The sequence below is a fragment of the Pseudomonas sp. P7779 genome (assembly GCF_013386315.1).
Classification (GTDB): domain Bacteria; phylum Pseudomonadota; class Gammaproteobacteria; order Pseudomonadales; family Pseudomonadaceae; genus Aquipseudomonas.
On record NZ_JACARZ010000087.1, the window covers coordinates 13369 to 30313 of the forward strand.

Sequence of the window (16945 nt, forward strand, 5' to 3'; positions counted from 1 at the left end):
AAGGGGCAGGACGCTCCAGGAGCAAACGATGAACACTTACCGTTGGCTGACGGTCATGTGCCTGGCAGCCTCAATGCCCGCTTATGCGTCATCGGTGTTCAAACCGATTGAAATAAAGGACTCGGAACTGGCTGACCTGCGTGGTCGCTACGTGATGCCGGGGCGGATCATCAGTTTTGGCATCGTGATGAGCAGTACCTGGACCAATGCCGCCGGCGACAGCGTGACCGGCTCGGCCAGCATGAACGTCAACGCGTCGACCGTCACCCCGCAGTTCTATGTGCAGGTAACCGACAGCCCCACCAAAGTCTCGCCCAACCAGCCGAATGGCACCGGCACGGTGGTCGGTGGTGCCGGCCTGGGCAGCGGCCAGGGCGTGACCCAAAGCGTGCGCGCCGCCGGCGATGGCAACACCGCCAGCAATAACGTGAATATCAATGTGAACCAGAATGGCTTGTCGCCGGCCAATGTCGTCCAGTCCGGACAAGCCCTGGTGGCTGGCCAGTCGGTCACCGGCAGCACGGGTGCCGGCCAGGTCACGGTGTCAGCCGCCAATGGCGGGCTGCAAATGGCGATCCTGGCCAACAACAATCAGGGCAATTCGTTGCAGCAGATCGGCGCCGGGAATGTCCTGCAAGGCACGGTTTTGCAGGGTAACAGCAACTTCGTCAGCAACATGACCCAACTCAATGTGGTGCTGGGCAACAACGGTTTGAACAATTTGGGGCAGAACCTCAACCTGAATCAGCTCAGGGGCCTACGCCCTAACGGTTATTGAACTACGCTGTGCCTCGACACTTGCGCATTAGAAAGGGACGGCTTATTCCATGCATCGATCGCTATCGTTACGTGCCGTAATTTGTTTAAGCACGCTCCTGCCCGCATCCATGTTGTATGCCGCGCCGGACACCGACATAGACACATTGAAAAAGGAATTGCTGGAGCTCAAGCAACGCTACGAAGTGCAGCAAAAAGCACTGGCGGTGCTGGAGCAACGGGTACGCCAGGTGGAAGAACAACCGGTGGCGCCGCCGCCCAAACGCCTGGCCAAATCCCCGGCAGACTTCCAGAAAGGCGGCACCACGGTGGCCGGCAACACGCCGGGAGTCGGCGCGGCTGCGGCCTCGGGCGGTGCAGCCGGTGGCGCGTCCTACGGCCAGTCCCTCAAGGATGATTCGGCCCCGGCGCAGAGCGTGAGCAACTTGTATAACGAGGCCAGCGGGTTCTTTGGCAACGGCAAGTTCAGCTTTGAAACCGGCGTCACCTATTCCCGCTACGATGCCCGCCAGTTGACCCTCAACGGCTTCCTGGCGCTGGACTCGATCTTCCTCGGCAACATCAACCTGGACCGGATCAAGTCGGATAACTGGACCGTCGACCTCACGGGCCGCTACAACCTCGACAACCGCTGGCAGTTCGATATAAACGTGCCGGTGGTGTACCGCGAGTCGACCTATCAGTCCGGTGGTGCCAACGGTGGCAGCGGCACCGCGACCTCGGAACAATCGGTCACGCGTGACCCGACTATCGGCGACGTCAACTTCGGGATTGCCTACAAATTCCTCGACGAGAGCGTCAACCTGCCGGATGCCGTGGTGTCGGTGCGGGTCAAGGCGCCCACCGGCGAAGATCCGTTTGGGATCAAGCTGGTCCAGTCATCCAGCAACACCAACCTCTTCGTGCCGGAAAGCCTGCCCACCGGCAACGGTGTGTGGTCGATCACGCCGGGTATCTCGCTGGTCAAGACCTTCGACCCGGCGGTATTGTTCGGCTCGCTGTCGTACACCCACAACTTCGAAGACTCGTTCAGCGATATCAGCTCCCAGGTCGGCCAGAAGACCCCGGGGAAAGTGCAGTTGGGCGACAGCTTCCAGATCGGCGCAGGCGTGGCGTTTGCGTTGAACGAGAAGATGAGTATGTCGTTCTCGGTGTCCGACCTGGTGCAACGCAAGAGCAAGCTCAAGCCGGATGGCGGCGACTGGCAGTCAGTGGTTTCCAGCGATGCCAACGCGGGTTACTTCAATGTGGGCATGACGATTGCGGCAAGCGACAACCTGACCATCGTGCCGAACCTGGCCATCGGGATCACACCGGATGCGCCGTCGTTCAGCTTCAGCCTGAAGTTCCCGTATTACTTTTAAGGCATGACAACGGGAAAAGCCCCGCAACGATAAGGGTCGTTGCGGGGCTTTTCGGTTTACCCGCCCTAGCGGATCTGGTGTTTGTGCAGCAACCGGTAGAACGTCGGCCGGGAAACCCCCAGCACACGCGCCGCGACACTCAGGTTGTCGCTGTGCCGGTTGAGCACATCGCACAGTGCCTGGCGTTCGGCACGGTGCTTGTAATCCTCCAGTGTAGCCATCGGCAGCGCGATTGCCTGCTGGCTCTGCAATCCCAGATCAACGGCTTCGATTTGCCGCCCTTCCGCCAGTACCAGGCCCCGCCGCACGCGGTTGGCCAACTCGCGCACATTGCCCGGCCAACCGTGCTCGCCCATGGCCACCAGTGCGTCTTCACTGAAGCTGCGGGGACGGCGGCCGGTTTCCTGGCTGTAGAAGTGTGAAAAATGGTTGGCCAGCATCGCCACGTCACCGTGGCGCTCGCGCAACGGCGCGGTGACCACTTGCAGGACGTTGAGCCGGTAATACAAGTCTTCGCGAAAAGTGCCCTTTGCCACCGCGGCTTCCAGGTCGACGTGGGTGGCCGCCAACACGCGTACATCCACCGCAATCGGCTGGCTGCCGCCGACTCGCTCGATCTGTTTTTCCTGGAGAAAACGCAGCAGGTTGGCTTGCAGCTCCATGGGCAAGTCGCCGATCTCATCGAGAAACAGGGTGCCGCCGTGCGCCGCCTCGATCCGCCCCACCTTGCGCTGATGGGCACCGGTGAAGGCGCCCTTCTCATGGCCGAACAGTTCGGACTGGATCAGGTGTTCGGGAATCGCCCCGCAATTGATCGCCACAAACGGCTTGGCATGGCGCTGGGATTGGCGATGCAAGGTGCGCGCGACCAATTCCTTGCCGGTGCCGCTGTCGCCACGGATCAACACCGGGGATTCAGTGGGCGCCAGCTTGGCGAGCAGCTTGCGCAATTCCCGGATCGGACGGCTGTCCCCCAGCAACTCGTGTTCCGGCTGGCCCGCAGGCGCGTTGTTGCCCTTGCCCCGCAAGCGCGCCATGCCGAAGGCGCGGCCCAGGGTGACCTGCACCCGTGACACATCAAACGGCAAGGTATGGAAGTCGAAGAACCACTCACAGACAAAATCGCCGACATTCTGCAGGCGCAGCACTTCCTGGTTAAGCACCGCAATCCACTCGGTGCCGCTGCGGCTGATCAGTTCCTTGACCGCTTCGGGTCGCTCCAGGTGAAACGGCTGCAGGCGCAACAAACCCACGTCACAGGAGCGCTCACCCACCGACTCGAGGGCGCAGCTGTCCACGTCCCACCCCGCTGCGCGCAAACCGGGCAATAGCCGGTGGCAGTCATCACAGGGATCGACCACAAGCAGGCGGCGCGGGACAGGTGTAACAATCATGACTATTCCTTGGCGTCAAAATCGTTAAAGTTATTTAAAAACAACTATTTGCAAAGTCTGCTGGTAACCCTAGCAAGATCTTGACGCACCCTTTGTACCGATTCGCTATAAGTCGCGAACGAACCGGGTCTTTTATGTCAGTCGGGTGCGGTCAATTGCCGCGGCGTAACTTTCATGAGGCTTTCAAAATAGCCCCTTACATGACTTTAATCAGGGAAAGTTAAAAAATCTTCTTCTAACATGTGACCCGCACCCGGTGATCGTGCATCAGTACAAGTAACCAGTCGTTAGGCACGCCCAACCAACGGCTTCCACTTGAATGGGCATTTAGAGAGAAGACCCCATGAACGCCCCGCTCCGCATCAACGAAGCTCTTTTGATCGCAGACCGTGCCTTCCAGCCCTTTCAATGTGTGGCCTGGCACGATGGCAACGGCGCCCTGAGCCTGAGCGTCATCGACCGCACCAATACCCGTATCGGTAGCAAGCAGCTGTCTTCCAGCACTTATACCGACCCGGCACAGCTTGAGAACTTGCTGTTGCAGGCCCGTGCCGAACTCGACAAAGATGGCTACCAGTTGCAATCCTGGGCAATGCCCAAGTAACTGAAGCGTGCGTGAGACGGCACCCGAAAGTGTGCCGCCCGGCTGCGCAATATATTGACCCGCACTAACTCAAGTGGACAGTCAGCCATGCAAGTTGCAACTTTGCATAGCTGACTACTTATTAGTGTGGTTACCGATCAATAGGCCGAGAGAATAAACCGCTCGATGGCTTCCGCCGCACCGTCATCGACATTGCTGCCGGTCACGACGCTGGCTTGGCGCTTGACCACCTCTTCTGCCTGGCCCATGGCAATCGACAACCCCGCCACATGAAACATCGCCGGGTCATTGCCGCCATCACCGATGGCGGCTGTCTGTTGCAGTGGCACACCGAGGTGCGCCGCAAGGGTTCTCAACGCTTCACCCTTGTTGGCCTTCATGGCGGTGACATCCAGGAACACCGGCTGCGAACGCGACACCTGGGCCAATCCCTCGACCCTGGGCTGCAACTGCGCCTCAAGCTCCATCAGCAGCTGGGTATTGGTACTGGCCGCAACAATCTTGTCGACCCGATCCAGATACGGCTCGAAGCTCTCCACCACGATCGCCCCATAGCCCAGGCCGTGCTCCTCGCGAACCGCCATCGGTCCGCCGGGATCGCGACGCAGCCAGTCGCCGTCGGCGAACAGCCAGACTTCAACGTCCGGCTGCGGCGTAAACAAGGCCAACGCCACCAGCGCCGCTTCTGCCGGCAAGTGATGCGCCACCAGAATACTGCCGTCGGGATTGACCAGCGTGCCGCCGTTGAAGCCGGCAATCGGCACATCGATGCCCAGCGCTTCGACCTGCTGACGCATGGCCTTGGGCGGTCGCCCGCTGGCCAGGCTGAAAAACACCCCGGCCGCGCGCAAGGCGCGAACCGTATCAATGGTGCGCTGGCTGAGGCTGTGATCCGGATGCAGCAACGTGCCATCCATATCACTCAACACAAAACGGATGGGTTGACTCGGCAAGTCACTCATCCGAGGCTGTGCCAGGTACGGCCATCGCGGGCCAGCAACGCATCAGCCGCCGCCGGGCCGTCCTCACCCGCCTTGTAGGCCTGGATGCCGTCGTCCTGCTTCCACGCATCGAGAAAAGGCTGCACCGCACGCCAGCCGTTCTCGATGTTGTCGGCGCGCTGGAACAAGGTCTGGTCGCCGGTCATGCAGTCGTAGATCAGGGTTTCGTAACCTGTCGACGGCTGCATCTCGAAGAAGTCCTTGTAGGCAAACCCCAGTTCCACGTTGGCCATGTCCAGGGTCGGCCCGGGCTTTTTCGCCAGCAGGTCGAACCACATGCCTTCATTCGGCTGGATCTGGATCTTCAGGTACGTCGGCTTGAGTTCATCGACCTCGGTATCACGGAACTGCGCGTAAGGCGCCGGCTTGAAGCAGATGATGATCTCGGTGTCGCGGATGCTCATGCGCTTGCCGGTGCGCAGGTAAAACGGCACACCCACCCAACGCCAGTTGTCGATCAACACCTTGAGGGCAACGAAGGTCTCGGTGCTGCTGTCGGGCGCAACATTGGCCTCTTCGCGGTAACCCGGCAACTGCTTGCCGCCGACTTCACCCGAGGTGTACTGGCCACGCACCGAGTTGGCCCGTGCGTCTTCCAGCGACCAGGGCCGGATGGCCCCGATCACCTTGGCCTTCTCGCCCCGCACTGCGTCGGCACCAAAGGCAGCCGGCGGTTCCATGGCGACCATCGCCAGCAACTGGAACAGGTGATTGGGCACCATGTCCCGCAGGGTGCCGGTGTGTTCGAAGAAACTGCCACGGGTTTCCACGCCGACGGTTTCGGCGGCGGTGATTTGTACGTGGTCAATGTAGTGGTTGTTCCAGAACGCCTCGAACAGCACATTGGAAAAACGGCTGATGAGGATGTTCTGGACGGTTTCCTTGCCCAGGTAATGGTCGATGCGGTAGATCTGCTTTTCGCTCATCACTTTGAGCAGGCAGGCGTTCAGCGCTTCGGCAGTGGCGAGGTCGGAGCCGAACGGCTTTTCGATCACCACCCGGCGGAACGCCTCCGGGGTTTCTTCCAGCAAGCCGGCCGCGCCGAGGCGCTGCACCACTTCGGCGAAGAAACGCGGCGCAGTGGCGAGGTAAAACACCGCGTTGCCAGTACCGCTGTCGGCAATCTTCTTGCCGATATCGGCGTAGGTGCCGTCGTCGAGGAAATCACCCTCGACGTAGCTGATGCCTTTGGCCAACTGTTCCCACAATGCAGGGTCCAGGGCGTTCTCGGCATTGCCCTTGACCTTGCTGGCAGCCTCGGTGCGAATGAAGTCCTCGAGCTTCTTGGCGAAATCGGCGTCGCTGATGGCGTTGTGATCAACGCCGACAATGCGCAAGCCATCGCCCAGCAGCCCGTCGCGGCTGAGGTTGTACAGCGCCGGCATGAGCAGGCGCTTGACCAGGTCACCGTGGGCACCAAACAGAAACAGTGTGGTGGGCGGAGCGGGTTCGGCCTTGGGTTTCTTGCCGTTGGCGGTCATTTTTTGGGAGTCTCCACATGGCCGCCAAAGCCGAAGCGCATGGCAGAAAGCATTTTGTCACCGTAGGTACTTTGCTGGCGGGAACGGAAGCGCGCGAACAGCGAGTTCGACAGCACCGGAACCGGTACCGATTGTTCCATGGCGGCCTCGATGGTCCAGCGGCCTTCGCCACTGTCGGCGACCGAGCCGGAATACCCGTCGAGCTTCGGATCGGTGGCCAGGGCGTCGGCGGTCAGGTCCAGCAGCCAGGACGACACCACGCTGCCGCGGCGCCAGACTTCGGCGATATCGGCAACATTCAGGTCGAAGCGCTGGTCTTGCGGCAGGTTCTCCGAATTCTTGGTCTTGAGGATGTCGAAACCTTCGGCGAAGGCCTGCATCATCCCGTACTCGATGCCGTTGTGGATCATCTTGACGAAGTGCCCGGAACCGGCAGGCCCTGCGTGGATATAGCCGCGCTCGGCACGGCTGTCCGCTGCGGCGGAACGGTCCTTGGTACGCGGGATGGTGCCCAGGCCCGGTGCCAGGCTTTCGAAGATCGGGTCCAGCAGCTTAACGGTCTCGGCGTCGCCGCCGATCATCATGCAGTAGCCGCGCTCCAGGCCCCAGACGCCGCCGGAGGTGCCGACGTCGACATAGTGCAGGCCTTTTTCCGACAGGGCCTTGGCCCGTCGGATGTCATCCTTATAGAAGGTGTTGCCGCCGTCGATGATCACATCACCGTCTTCAAGCAGTTGGCTCAGTTCTTCAATGGTTTTCTCGGTCGGGTCGCCTGCCGGCAGCATCACCCAGATCGCCCGGGGCTTTTGCAGCCCGGCCACCAGGCCTGCCAGGTCAGCAACGCCCGTGGCGCCCTCGCCTGCCAGACCTTTTACGAATGCTTCATTGCGGTCGTAAACCACGGTGGTATGCCCATTGAGCATCAGGCGCCGCGCAATGTTGCCACCCATGCGGCCTAGTCCAATAATCCCCAGTTGCATGTGCTGATGCTCCTTACTACGAATAAATGTGTGTCACAGTTTATAGCGCAATGAGGCTAATGAGGGTTAGTCCAGAGCGGATTGGCATAGTTTCATGACAAAAAGTGGCCATCCTTTCGCCTTCAGTGGGTTAAAAGTCACAACGACCATCAAAAATAAAAAAGTTCCCTTCATTAAAAAAAGAATTCAGAATTGCCCCGACTGTTGCCGAGAGCCTCGATTCAAGCGCTCTGGCACCGCGATAGACCGGCTATTTGCGAGGTAAGCAATGAGCACTGCACACATGACCCGTCCGCCACAGACCCTCTACGTCACCATTCGCCGCGATGAATTGCGCCAGTTGAAAAACGAGCGCGACCAACTGCAGCAGGAAGTCATGCGTTTGCGCTCGCACCTGCAGGGCCAGCTCAATCAGCCGACCGGCACCCAGCCCGCACTTTGCTGAACGTGGGCTGAACGAACCGTTCAGGAATAACTCACGAAGTTTTCACATCCCCCTCCCGATACTCCCGCCGAATAGGGCCGCGCTACGTGCGCAGGCCCTCTGTTTGCGTGCATCCCTGCGCGTTGACACTGAAATTATCGGGTTGGAGCGCTGGATGGCGATGTTCAAACGCAGCACTACGTCTGCGAAAGGTTTTGATTGGGCCGGCCTCGGCTGGATGTTTCTGTTCTTCTGGTATTTCTCGGGCATTACCCAACTGCTGATCCAACTGACCGGCACCTCCGGCTTCAGTGGTTTCCGCCAGGCATTCTTCATGAGCGCCCTGTGGCTGGCGCCGATGCTGTTGTTCCCACGTCGCGCGCGCCTGGTGGCGGGGCTGATTGGCGTGGTGCTGTGGGCCTGTTCCATGGCCAGCCTGGGTTATTTCTTCATCTACCAGCAGGAATTCTCTCAAAGCGTCATCTTCATCATGTTCGAGTCGAACATCTCTGAAGCCGGCGAATACGCCACCCAATACTTTGCCTGGTGGATCGTGCTGGCGTTCATTGCCCACACCGCCATGGCCGTTTTCCTGTGGACCCGCGTACGCCCGGTTTACCTGCCACGTGGCCAGGCCATGCTGGCGGCTGCCGCAATCGTGATTGCCATCGTCGGCTACCCGCTGGTCAAGCAGATCGCCAAGAGCGAGACCATGGAACTGGCCATCGACCGCTTCGAAACCCGTATCGAGCCGGCAGTGCCATGGCAGATGATCGTCGCCTACCGCCGCTACACCGAACAACTGGATAACATGCAAGGCATGCTGACCAGCGCCAGCAAGATCCCGCCCCTGACCAACCTCAAGGACAGCATGGCCGGCCAGCCGTCGACCCTGGTGCTGGTGATCGGCGAGTCCACCAACCGCCAGCGCATGAGCCTGTATGGCTACCCGCGCAACACCACGCCGGAACTGGACAAGCTGCGGGACCAACTGGCGGTGTTCGACAACGTCATTACCCCGCGCCCGTACACCATCGAGGCGCTGCAACAGGTGCTGACCTTCGCTGACGAAGAAAACCCGGACCTGTACCTCAAGACCCCGTCCATCGTCAGCGTGATGAAGCAGGCCGGCTACAAGACCTTCTGGATCACCAACCAGCAGACCATGACCAAGCGCAACACCATGCTCACGACCTTCTCCGAACAGGCCGACGAGCAGGTGTACCTGAACAACAACCGCAACCAGAATGCGCGCCAGTATGACGGCGACGTGCTGGAGCCGTTTGCCAAGGCCATGTCCGACACCGCCGAACGCAAATTCATCGTGGTGCACCTGCTGGGTACCCACATGAGCTACCAGTACCGCTACCCGCCGACCTTCGACAAGTTCACCGACCGCCAGGGTGTGCCTGAGGGGGTCAGCGACGCACAGTTGCCGACCTACAACAGCTACGACAATGCGGTGCTGTACAACGATTTCGTGGTGTCGAGCCTGATCAAGGACTACGCCAAGACCGATCCGAACGGTTTCCTGCTGTACCTTTCCGACCACGGCGAAGACGTGTTCGATTCGGCCGGCCACAACACCCTGGGCCGTAACGAAGGCAAACCGACAGCACCGATGTACACCATTCCGTTCATGGCCTACGCATCACCCAAGTGGCGTGAAAGCCATGACTGGAGTTTTGCCGGTGACTTGCAGCGCCCTTACACCAGCTCGCAGCTGATCCATACCTGGGCCGACATGGCCGGGTTGAGCTTCGACGAACTGGACCACAGCAAGAGCCTGGTCAGTGACAGCTTCAAGCCTCGGCCACGGATGATTGGCGACCCGTATGCACGCCAGCAAAAACCGCTGATTGATTTCAGCCTGATCAAGCCCAAGCCAGACGCCGTCAACGTGGTCGTCAAGTAGCTTGAATCGCCCGGGTTTCATCCGCGCAAAGCGGTGAAACCCGATTTGGCGGCAACGTTAAGATAATAATTATTCTCGTTTAGCGCTAAAGTTCCCCGCCTCCTTTCGTCTTTGAGCCAATGGCATTTTTCATAGACGACAAGGAGTTCGCCGCGATGTTCGCGCCTATTACCCGTTCCATGACCTTGACCCTGGGCCTCTTCAGCGTGGTGCTGAGCCCGGACCTGCTGGCCGAAAACGACCCCGACCAGGACTCCCAAGCGCCGGCCAAAGCCCTGGAACTGGGCAGCACCAGCATCACCGCCGAAGGCCTTGGCGCCAACACCGAACACACCGGTGCCTACACCACAGGCTCAATGGGCACCGCCACCCGGCTGAACCTGTCCATCAAGGAAACCCCGCAATCGGTCTCGGTGATCACCCGCCAGCAGATGGACGACTTCAACCTCAACACCCTGACCGAAGTGATGCGCCAGACCACCGGCGTGGTGGTGCAGCACCTGGACTCCGACCGGGTCGGCTATTCCTCGCGCGGCTACGGCATCACCAACTTCCAGATTGACGGCATGCTCAACACCTTCGGCCGCATGAAGTCCGATGCCGACACCATCATCTACGACCGGGTCGAAGTGGTCCGCGGCGCCACCGGCCTGACCACCGGCGCCGGCGACCCCTCGGCCACGGTCAATATGGTGCGCAAACGTCCGACCGCACAGTGGCAGGCCAAGACAGGCGTCAGTGGCGGCTCCCACGACAATTACTACAGCTACCTGGACGTTGGCGGCCCCCTGGCGTTTGATGGGCGCCTGCGCGGCCGCACGGTGCTCGCCTACCGTGACACCCAGTCCTACCGCGACAACTACGCGCTGCAACGGGAAGTCGGCTACGGCATCCTTGAAGGCGACCTGACCGACGACACGGTGCTGGCGGTGGGCTTCGATTACCAGAACAAGCATGTGCAGGGCACCGCGTGGGGCACCTTGCCCTACTGGAACAGCGACGGCAGCAAAGCCAGGCTGCCCCGCTCCGCCAACATCGCGGCCCACTGGAGTTCCTGGCCGCTGAAAGATGAAACCACCTTCGCTACCCTCGACCACCGCCTGGCGGGTGACTGGCACCTGAAGGCCGCCTATACCCACCGTGAAAGCGACACCGACGGCAAGGTCTATTACGGCGGCTCAGGCTTCCCGAATGCCGACCGCAGCGGCATGACCGCCTGGACCAGCCACATGCTCGGCACCTCGAAAATGGACGTGGTCGACTTGAACCTGTCCGGGTCCTATGCCCTGCTGGGTCGTGAGCACGAATTGATGGTGGGTTACGGCGAGTCCGAGCAGCGTGACGCTTCGCCACACCTGCGCAGCGGCACGGTGCCGAAGGACTACACCAGCATCGACGATTGGAAACACATGGGCGGGATCGGCAAATTCCCCGACACCAACACCGGCCTCAAGGGCGAACAAGGCAGCACCCGGCAAAAGGCCGGCTACCTGGCCACCCGCCTGAGCCTGACCGATCGCCTGCATGCGGTATTGGGCAGCCGCTACGGCAGCTGGGAGATCGAGAGCACCACCTACAACTACAACAGGGACACTGACCAGTTCCTCGGTACGTCAAAATCCAGCCAGACCCACAACGACATGTGGACACCCTACGCCGGCCTGCTCTACGACCTGACCCCGGAGTACACCGTCTACGCCAGCTACACCGACATCTTCAACCCGCAGGAAGAACGCAACGCCGGCAAGCAATACCTGGAGCCGGTGGTAGGCAGCAACTATGAAGTGGGCATCAAGGGCAGCCTGCTGGAAGAGCGCCTGAACCTGGCGGCCGCGTACTTCTGGAGCAAACAGGACAACGTCGCGGAACTGGACAGTTTGACCCCACCGGATCCGGAGACCGGTGAGCAGTTCTTCACATCCGGCGGCAAAGGCAACAAGGTTCAGGGTTTCGAGGTAGAGGTGTCCGGAGAGGTGCGCCCCGACTGGAACCTGACCGCCGGATACACCTACACCCACTCCCTGAACGGTGACAAGCAGCGCAACAACACCCACCTGCCGCTGAACCTGTTGCGCGTGTCCACGGCCTACCGCCTGCCCGGCGAATGGCACGCGCTGACGGTCGGCGGCGCGGTGAATTGGCAAAGCGACTTCTACGACTTCGCCTATCGCCCGGTTGGCCGGGACACCAATGGAGCCTTGATCAGGGAGCGCACCCGGATTACCCAGCAGGCCTATACCGTGGTCAACCTGATGTCGCGCTATGAGTTCGATGACCACTTGTCGGCGTCACTTAATATCAACAACCTATTTGATAAAAAATATTACGAGCGCGTCGGCTTCTATAACGGCGTGTATTGGGGAGACCCGCGCTCTATCAGCGTTGCACTGGACTGGAAGCTCTGAATTCATCGCGGCTAAAGATTGGAAGTTAACGAAATCGTTAACTTTCGGTCAGCGCGAGGTTAACCCTTACTTAATATCATTGGCCCACAGTCTCCCCATCCCGCCGCTGATGACAACGCGCGGACCCAACACACTTACTGAGACACTGCCATGAAATTTTCGACTGTTATCCTTGCCGGCCTGATGACCATGACTTCCGTAGCCGCCTTTGCAGAAGGCGGATCAGAGCGCTCGAAGGAGTTCTACAACAACTTCACCTTCGTTCAGCAACAGACTCACGGTGCTGCCCAGCAAACCGCAATGGCTGACGGCAAGACCGAAAAGCCGGCAACGGCCGACCAAACTACCAACACACCGAACAGCTGATTTACCCGCAGTACCTGTGCTATTCCGCTCTGATAGCCAAGGTCAATTTGGCGCCACTTTCTGGCGCCTTTTTTTTCCTTTAATTAAATAAACATTAATTAAAGCGGTTTGCTCCAGAACAACATCCGGCCATGTTGCGGATCAAATACCGAATCATCAAACCCAAACTTTCGATACGCCGACTGCGCCACAGCGTTGCCTTCAAGCACCTCGAGGGTGATCTTGCAGCAACCGCGCTGGCGAGCAATTTCCTCGACCTTTTGCAGCATCTTCTGACTCAGCCCCAGGCCACGGAATTGATCCATCACCACCACGTCGTGCACGTTGACCAGCGGGCGGCAGGCAAAGGTGGAAAACCCTTCAAAGCAGTTCACCAGGCCGGCCGGCGTACCGCCGACAAAGGCCAGCACACTGAACGCGTGGGTACGCTTGGCCAGCTCTGCCGGCAGTTGCTGCAAGCGGTCGGCCGGCAGGCTGTGGCCACCGCCCATGGGGTCTTCGGCGTAATGATTGAGCACCAGGCCAATGGCCTCGGCGTGTACCGGATTGGTGTAGCTGGCTTGCAGCACCAGGATGTCTGCGCTGTCCATTTCCTTCCTCGTTAACGGTGCGACAGGGACTCGGTCCCCATAAAAGGGCTCGATTGTAAGCGTGGTGCAGGCATTAGATGAAGGAGATTAACTACATTTGCCCGCGTGAAAGCGCGCCAGGCTCGCCAAACCGTGCCAGTTGCATCTCCTGCAGGCGGCTCAGGGTGCGGCGGAATGGAAACTCCAGGTAACCCTCGGTGTAGAGGCTTTCCAGCGGCACCCGGGCCTCGATGTACAGCGGCACCTTGCGGTCGTAGCACTCGTCCACCAACGCGATGAAACGCCGGACGCTGTCGTCATGCACCGACAGTTCCGGCAGTTCCCGGTCCCCGGCGTCCACCCGTTCGGCAGCGTCTTCGGTGCCACGGGCGATTCGTCCCGGGCGCTTTTGCGCGCTGAGGTTGGGCACCTCGCCGAGCAAAATGGCCTTGAACCGATCACACAGCAGCATGAAATCCATCGCCGCCAACGGCTGTTCACACAGGTCGGCGTAGCGACACCACAGCACGGTTTCACTGGACTGCACTGCCACGATGCAGCGGTAGCCGACAGCAACCGGGTCGCTGCTCACTGCCTGTCCGGCGCTCAACTGGCGAAACACCTCGGCCAACGCGTCGGGCTGGTCGACCCAGTAACGCTGCAGTGCGGTGCCCGGGTGCAGCCGATGATCCTCCCCGCCATCGACTGCCACCACCCGCATATGCTGTTTGATCGCCTCGATTCCCGGCAGGAAACGATCCCGGTTGAAACCGTCGGCGTACAGCTGGTCCGGTGGCTGGTTGGACGTGCAGACCATCACCACGCCTTCCTCGAACATCACCTGGAACAGCCGGCCGAGGATGATGGCGTCACCAATGTCGTTGACAAACAACTCATCGAAACACAGCACCCGCACTTCCCGGCTCAGTTCGCGGGCCAGGGCCTGCAAGGGATCGTGGGTGCCCGTTAGCTGGAATGAACGTTGGTGCACCCAGCCCATGAAGTGATGAAAATGCTGGCGCCGCGCTGGCACTCCCAGGCTTTGGTAGAACTGGTCCATCAGCCAGGTCTTGCCCCGGCCGACCGGGCCCCACAGGTACACCCCGGTGATGGGCCCATGGCCGTGGTGCAAGGCCTGATGGCAGTCCTGCAACGCTTGCACCGCTTCACGCTGGGCGTCGTCGGGGACAAAACCCTGTTCGGTGATGGCGTGCTGATAGGCGGCAAGTGGCGAGTCGAAAGTCATGCCCGGCAGTATGCCATGACGGCTACAGGGAAATATCCAATCGGGCAATCTTGCCGTGTTCATTGAGGCGGAAGGTATAGCGTAGCTCCAGCGGGCTGCCGGGAAAGCTGCCGGTGATCAGGTTGCTGACCAGCACCTTGCCCGTGCGGTGCTGCACATTCAGCACCTGGACCCTGGGCTGGTAACGACGCCCGGTGTCTTCCATCCAGCGGGCGATGGCGGCTGTACCGACCCGGTGCTCGCCTTCGTCGAACACGTTGGCATCTTCGGCGAAACAGTCGGCCACCAGCGAGGTGTCGCCGGCATTCGCCGCGGCAATGTAGGTTGCAATAGCCGGGGCCAGTTCAGGGGTGGGTTGGGACATGGTGACAGCTCCTTTTTAGTGATTTATGAAGCCATCCTAAAGCAGCGTTGTGTCAGTTCTTGTCAGGAGTGAACGGCCCGGATTCGTTCTGTTCCATCAGCTTGCGCCAGCCCCGCAACCAATCGCTGCGGCGCCCCGGATACCGTTCACCTTGCAGGCGCGCGGCGGCCACTCGGTCGGTGCGGAAGGTGCGATAGGACCCACGCAATTCACACCACGCGACGATCACCCGCACTTCGTTGAGAAAGCCCAGGGCCAGGGGCCAGATCAGGCGCTGGCTGGCAGTCTGGCTGGCATCGGCGTAGTCGATGTGCAGCTTGGCCTGGCCGCGAATGGCCTCGCGGAACACATTCAACGGCACGCGGTTTTCCGGGTAGCCGAAGCCTGGCGGGCCCGGCAGCACCGTCGGATTGCGCAAGGCTTCCTGGGCAGCCGGGTCAAGCACGTCGGCGATCTTTGCAAGCGCATTGGCCGCCGCCTGGCTCAGTACGTCATCACCGCGCTGGTCGACATACCGCAAGCCCAGCACGATGGCTTCGGTCTCGTCGGCATTGAGCATCAGCGGCGGCAGGAACAGGCCCGCACGCAGCACATAGCCCACGCCCGCCTCGCCGTAGATCGGTGCGCCCAACGCGGTCAGTTCGGCGATATCGCGGTACAGCGTGCGCTCGGAAATCTCCAGTTCTGCCGCCAGCACGGCGGCCGTCACCGGGCGCTTTTTGCCCCGCAGGACTTGCAACAAGGTCAACAAACGACTGGTACGCGACACGTTGATCATGCTCGAAAAAGAAAGGTGGTGCAGCTTAGCAGAGGCCTCCGTCAGAAAGTGTCAGGAGCAGGCCCCCTTCCCTTCAGCCGCCAAAAAAGCCCCTTGACGAAATATATGACTAGCATCATATTTAATAGATGTTGCGAAACATTTAAACCAACCACAGCGTCAGGAGTTTCGGTATGCGCAATAAAGTCTTTGGCCGTCGCAGCGGCCTGCGGGTTTCAGAGCTGGCCCTGGGTACCGCCAATTTCGGCACAGGCTGGGGCCACGGCGCCGAGCGCGACGAGTCCAAGCGAATCTACGACGGCTATCTGGAGGCCGGCGGAAACTTCCTCGATACCGCCAACGGCTACCAGTTCGGCCAATCGGAAGTACTGCTCGGCGAGTTCATTGCCTCGGAACGCGACCGCTTGGTGATCGCCAGCAAATACACCCTGCGCACCCAGCCTCAAGACGAAGGCACCCTCAAGCTTGGCAACAACCGCAAGAACATGGTGCGCGCCGTCGAAGGAAGCCTGAAACGCTTGAACACCGACCACATCGACCTGTTCTGGGCGCATATCAGCGACAACGTCACGCCGATGGAAGAGATCCTGCGGGGTTTTGATGACCTGGTGCGTGCCGGCAAGATCCACTACGCGGGGCTGTCCAACTTCCCCGCCTGGCGCATTGCCCGCGCCGACCTGCTCGCTGAAGTGCGCGGCTTTGCACCCCTGGTAGCGATCCAGACCGAATACAGCCTGGCCGAACGCACCGCTGACCGGGAGCTGCTGCCCATGGCCGAAGCCCTGGGCCTGGCCGCGACTTTATGGTCACCGCTGGGGGGTGGTTTTCTGACCGGGAAGTACCGCAACAGCCAGGACGATACCCGCGCCAGCAAGCTGGGGATTTTGGTCCACGCTGAAAAAAGCGCACGGGAAACGGCAGTGCTCGACACCCTGCTGGCGGTTGCCGGTGAACTGGACGCCACGCCGACTCACATCGCCATCGCCTGGCTGCGGGAAAAGGCCCGTCGTTCTACCACCGCGCTGATTCCGATCCTGGGGCCGCGTACCCGCGAACAGCTGGACGGCACCCTGGGTGCGTTGAGTGTGCAACTCTCGGCTGAGCAAGTGGACCGTCTGGATGCTGCCAGCGCGATACCGCTGGGCGTGCCCCACGAGATGATCGCGGAGCGCTTCCCACGTTATACGGACGATGATGCACAAGACCTGCGCTGGCCGCCGGTTATCTAAGACCCGTTGTGGCGAGGGAGCTTGCTCCCGCTGGGCTGCGTAGCGGCC

At 60.5% G+C, this 16945-nt stretch carries 16 protein-coding genes; 8 read left to right on the forward strand and 8 right to left on the reverse strand.

What is annotated here, in order from left to right:
• The first annotated feature begins 28 nt into the window (after positions 1–28).
• Positions 29–778, forward strand: coding sequence for a hypothetical protein (locus HX869_RS23945; protein ID WP_003217939.1), 750 nt, complete (start codon positions 29–31; stop codon positions 776–778).
• Positions 779–827: 49 nt separating this feature from the next.
• The gene (locus HX869_RS23950; RefSeq protein WP_043224814.1) at positions 828–2141 is read left to right on the forward strand and encodes an autotransporter domain-containing protein; all 1314 of its coding nucleotides are present in this window, start codon (positions 828–830) and stop codon (positions 2139–2141) included.
• 65 nt (positions 2142–2206) lie between these two features.
• On the opposite strand, the gene HX869_RS23955 is transcribed toward HX869_RS23950, so the two are convergent.
• Entirely contained in the window at positions 2207–3535 is a 1329-nt protein-coding gene (locus tag HX869_RS23955) for a sigma-54 dependent transcriptional regulator (RefSeq protein WP_178903748.1), read from the reverse strand.
• 343 nt (positions 3536–3878) lie between these two features.
• On the opposite strand from HX869_RS23955, the gene HX869_RS23960 reads away from it, so the two are divergent.
• Entirely contained in the window at positions 3879–4139 is a 261-nt protein-coding gene (locus tag HX869_RS23960) for a hypothetical protein (protein WP_003217933.1), read from the forward strand.
• 137 nt (positions 4140–4276) lie between these two features.
• Here HX869_RS23960 and HX869_RS23965 read toward each other — a convergent pair whose 3' ends face one another.
• The 3 genes from HX869_RS23965 to gnd are packed head-to-tail and all read right to left on the reverse strand — an operon-like array spanning position 4277 to position 7625.
• Positions 4277–5101 carry an HAD family hydrolase gene (locus HX869_RS23965; protein ID WP_003217930.1) on the reverse strand — a complete coding sequence of 275 codons (825 nt, stop codon included), beginning with the start codon at positions 5099–5101 and terminating at the stop codon, positions 4277–4279.
• Positions 5098–6621 (reverse strand): glucose-6-phosphate dehydrogenase, encoded by a 1524-nt coding sequence (zwf, locus tag HX869_RS23970; RefSeq protein ID WP_003217928.1) that lies wholly within the window; start codon positions 6619–6621, stop codon positions 5098–5100. The genes HX869_RS23965 and zwf overlap by 4 nt, the downstream gene beginning before the upstream one ends.
• Complete coding sequence (gnd, locus tag HX869_RS23975; RefSeq protein WP_372865639.1) at positions 6618–7625, reverse strand: phosphogluconate dehydrogenase (NAD(+)-dependent, decarboxylating); 1008 nt, start codon at positions 7623–7625, stop codon at positions 6618–6620. Before gnd ends, zwf begins: the two co-directional genes overlap by 4 nt.
• 244 nt (positions 7626–7869) lie before the next feature.
• Between gnd and HX869_RS23980 the strand changes: the two genes are divergently transcribed.
• The 4 genes from HX869_RS23980 (at position 7870) to HX869_RS23995 (ending at position 12711) form a co-directional block, all read left to right on the forward strand.
• Positions 7870–8046 carry a DUF6026 family protein gene (locus tag HX869_RS23980; protein ID WP_177080526.1) on the forward strand — a complete coding sequence of 59 codons (177 nt, stop codon included), beginning with the start codon at positions 7870–7872 and terminating at the stop codon, positions 8044–8046.
• Positions 8047–8200: 154 nt separating this feature from the next.
• Complete coding sequence (locus tag HX869_RS23985; RefSeq protein WP_087694370.1) at positions 8201–9940, forward strand: phosphoethanolamine transferase CptA; 1740 nt, start codon at positions 8201–8203, stop codon at positions 9938–9940.
• 155 nt (positions 9941–10095) lie between these two features.
• Positions 10096–12345, forward strand: a complete 2250-nt coding sequence (locus HX869_RS23990) for a TonB-dependent siderophore receptor (RefSeq protein ID WP_178903750.1) — start codon at positions 10096–10098, stop codon at positions 12343–12345.
• A 150-nt stretch (positions 12346–12495) separates the two neighbouring features.
• Entirely contained in the window at positions 12496–12711 is a 216-nt protein-coding gene (locus tag HX869_RS23995; RefSeq protein ID WP_087694368.1) for a hypothetical protein, read from the forward strand.
• A 98-nt stretch (positions 12712–12809) separates the two neighbouring features.
• Here HX869_RS23995 and HX869_RS24000 read toward each other — a convergent pair whose 3' ends face one another.
• The 4 genes from HX869_RS24000 to HX869_RS24015 form a co-directional block, all read right to left on the reverse strand.
• Complete coding sequence (locus HX869_RS24000) at positions 12810–13301, reverse strand: GNAT family N-acetyltransferase (protein ID WP_177051012.1); 492 nt, start codon at positions 13299–13301, stop codon at positions 12810–12812.
• Between the two features lie 91 nt (positions 13302–13392).
• Positions 13393–14526: a cell division protein ZapE gene (zapE, locus tag HX869_RS24005; protein WP_178903751.1), complete on the reverse strand. Its 1134-nt coding sequence runs from the start codon at positions 14524–14526 to the stop codon at positions 13393–13395.
• A gap of 22 nt (positions 14527–14548) precedes the next feature.
• On the reverse strand, positions 14549–14890 hold the full coding sequence (locus HX869_RS24010; RefSeq protein ID WP_008432007.1) for a nuclear transport factor 2 family protein: 342 nt from the start codon (positions 14888–14890) through the stop codon (positions 14549–14551).
• A 52-nt stretch (positions 14891–14942) separates the two neighbouring features.
• Complete coding sequence (locus tag HX869_RS24015; RefSeq protein ID WP_177046601.1) at positions 14943–15659, reverse strand: YafY family protein; 717 nt, start codon at positions 15657–15659, stop codon at positions 14943–14945.
• A 182-nt stretch (positions 15660–15841) separates the two neighbouring features.
• On the opposite strand from HX869_RS24015, the gene HX869_RS24020 reads away from it, so the two are divergent.
• Positions 15842–16897 (forward strand): aldo/keto reductase, encoded by a 1056-nt coding sequence (locus HX869_RS24020; RefSeq protein ID WP_178903752.1) that lies wholly within the window; start codon positions 15842–15844, stop codon positions 16895–16897.
• The last annotated feature ends 48 nt before the right edge of the window (positions 16898–16945 follow it).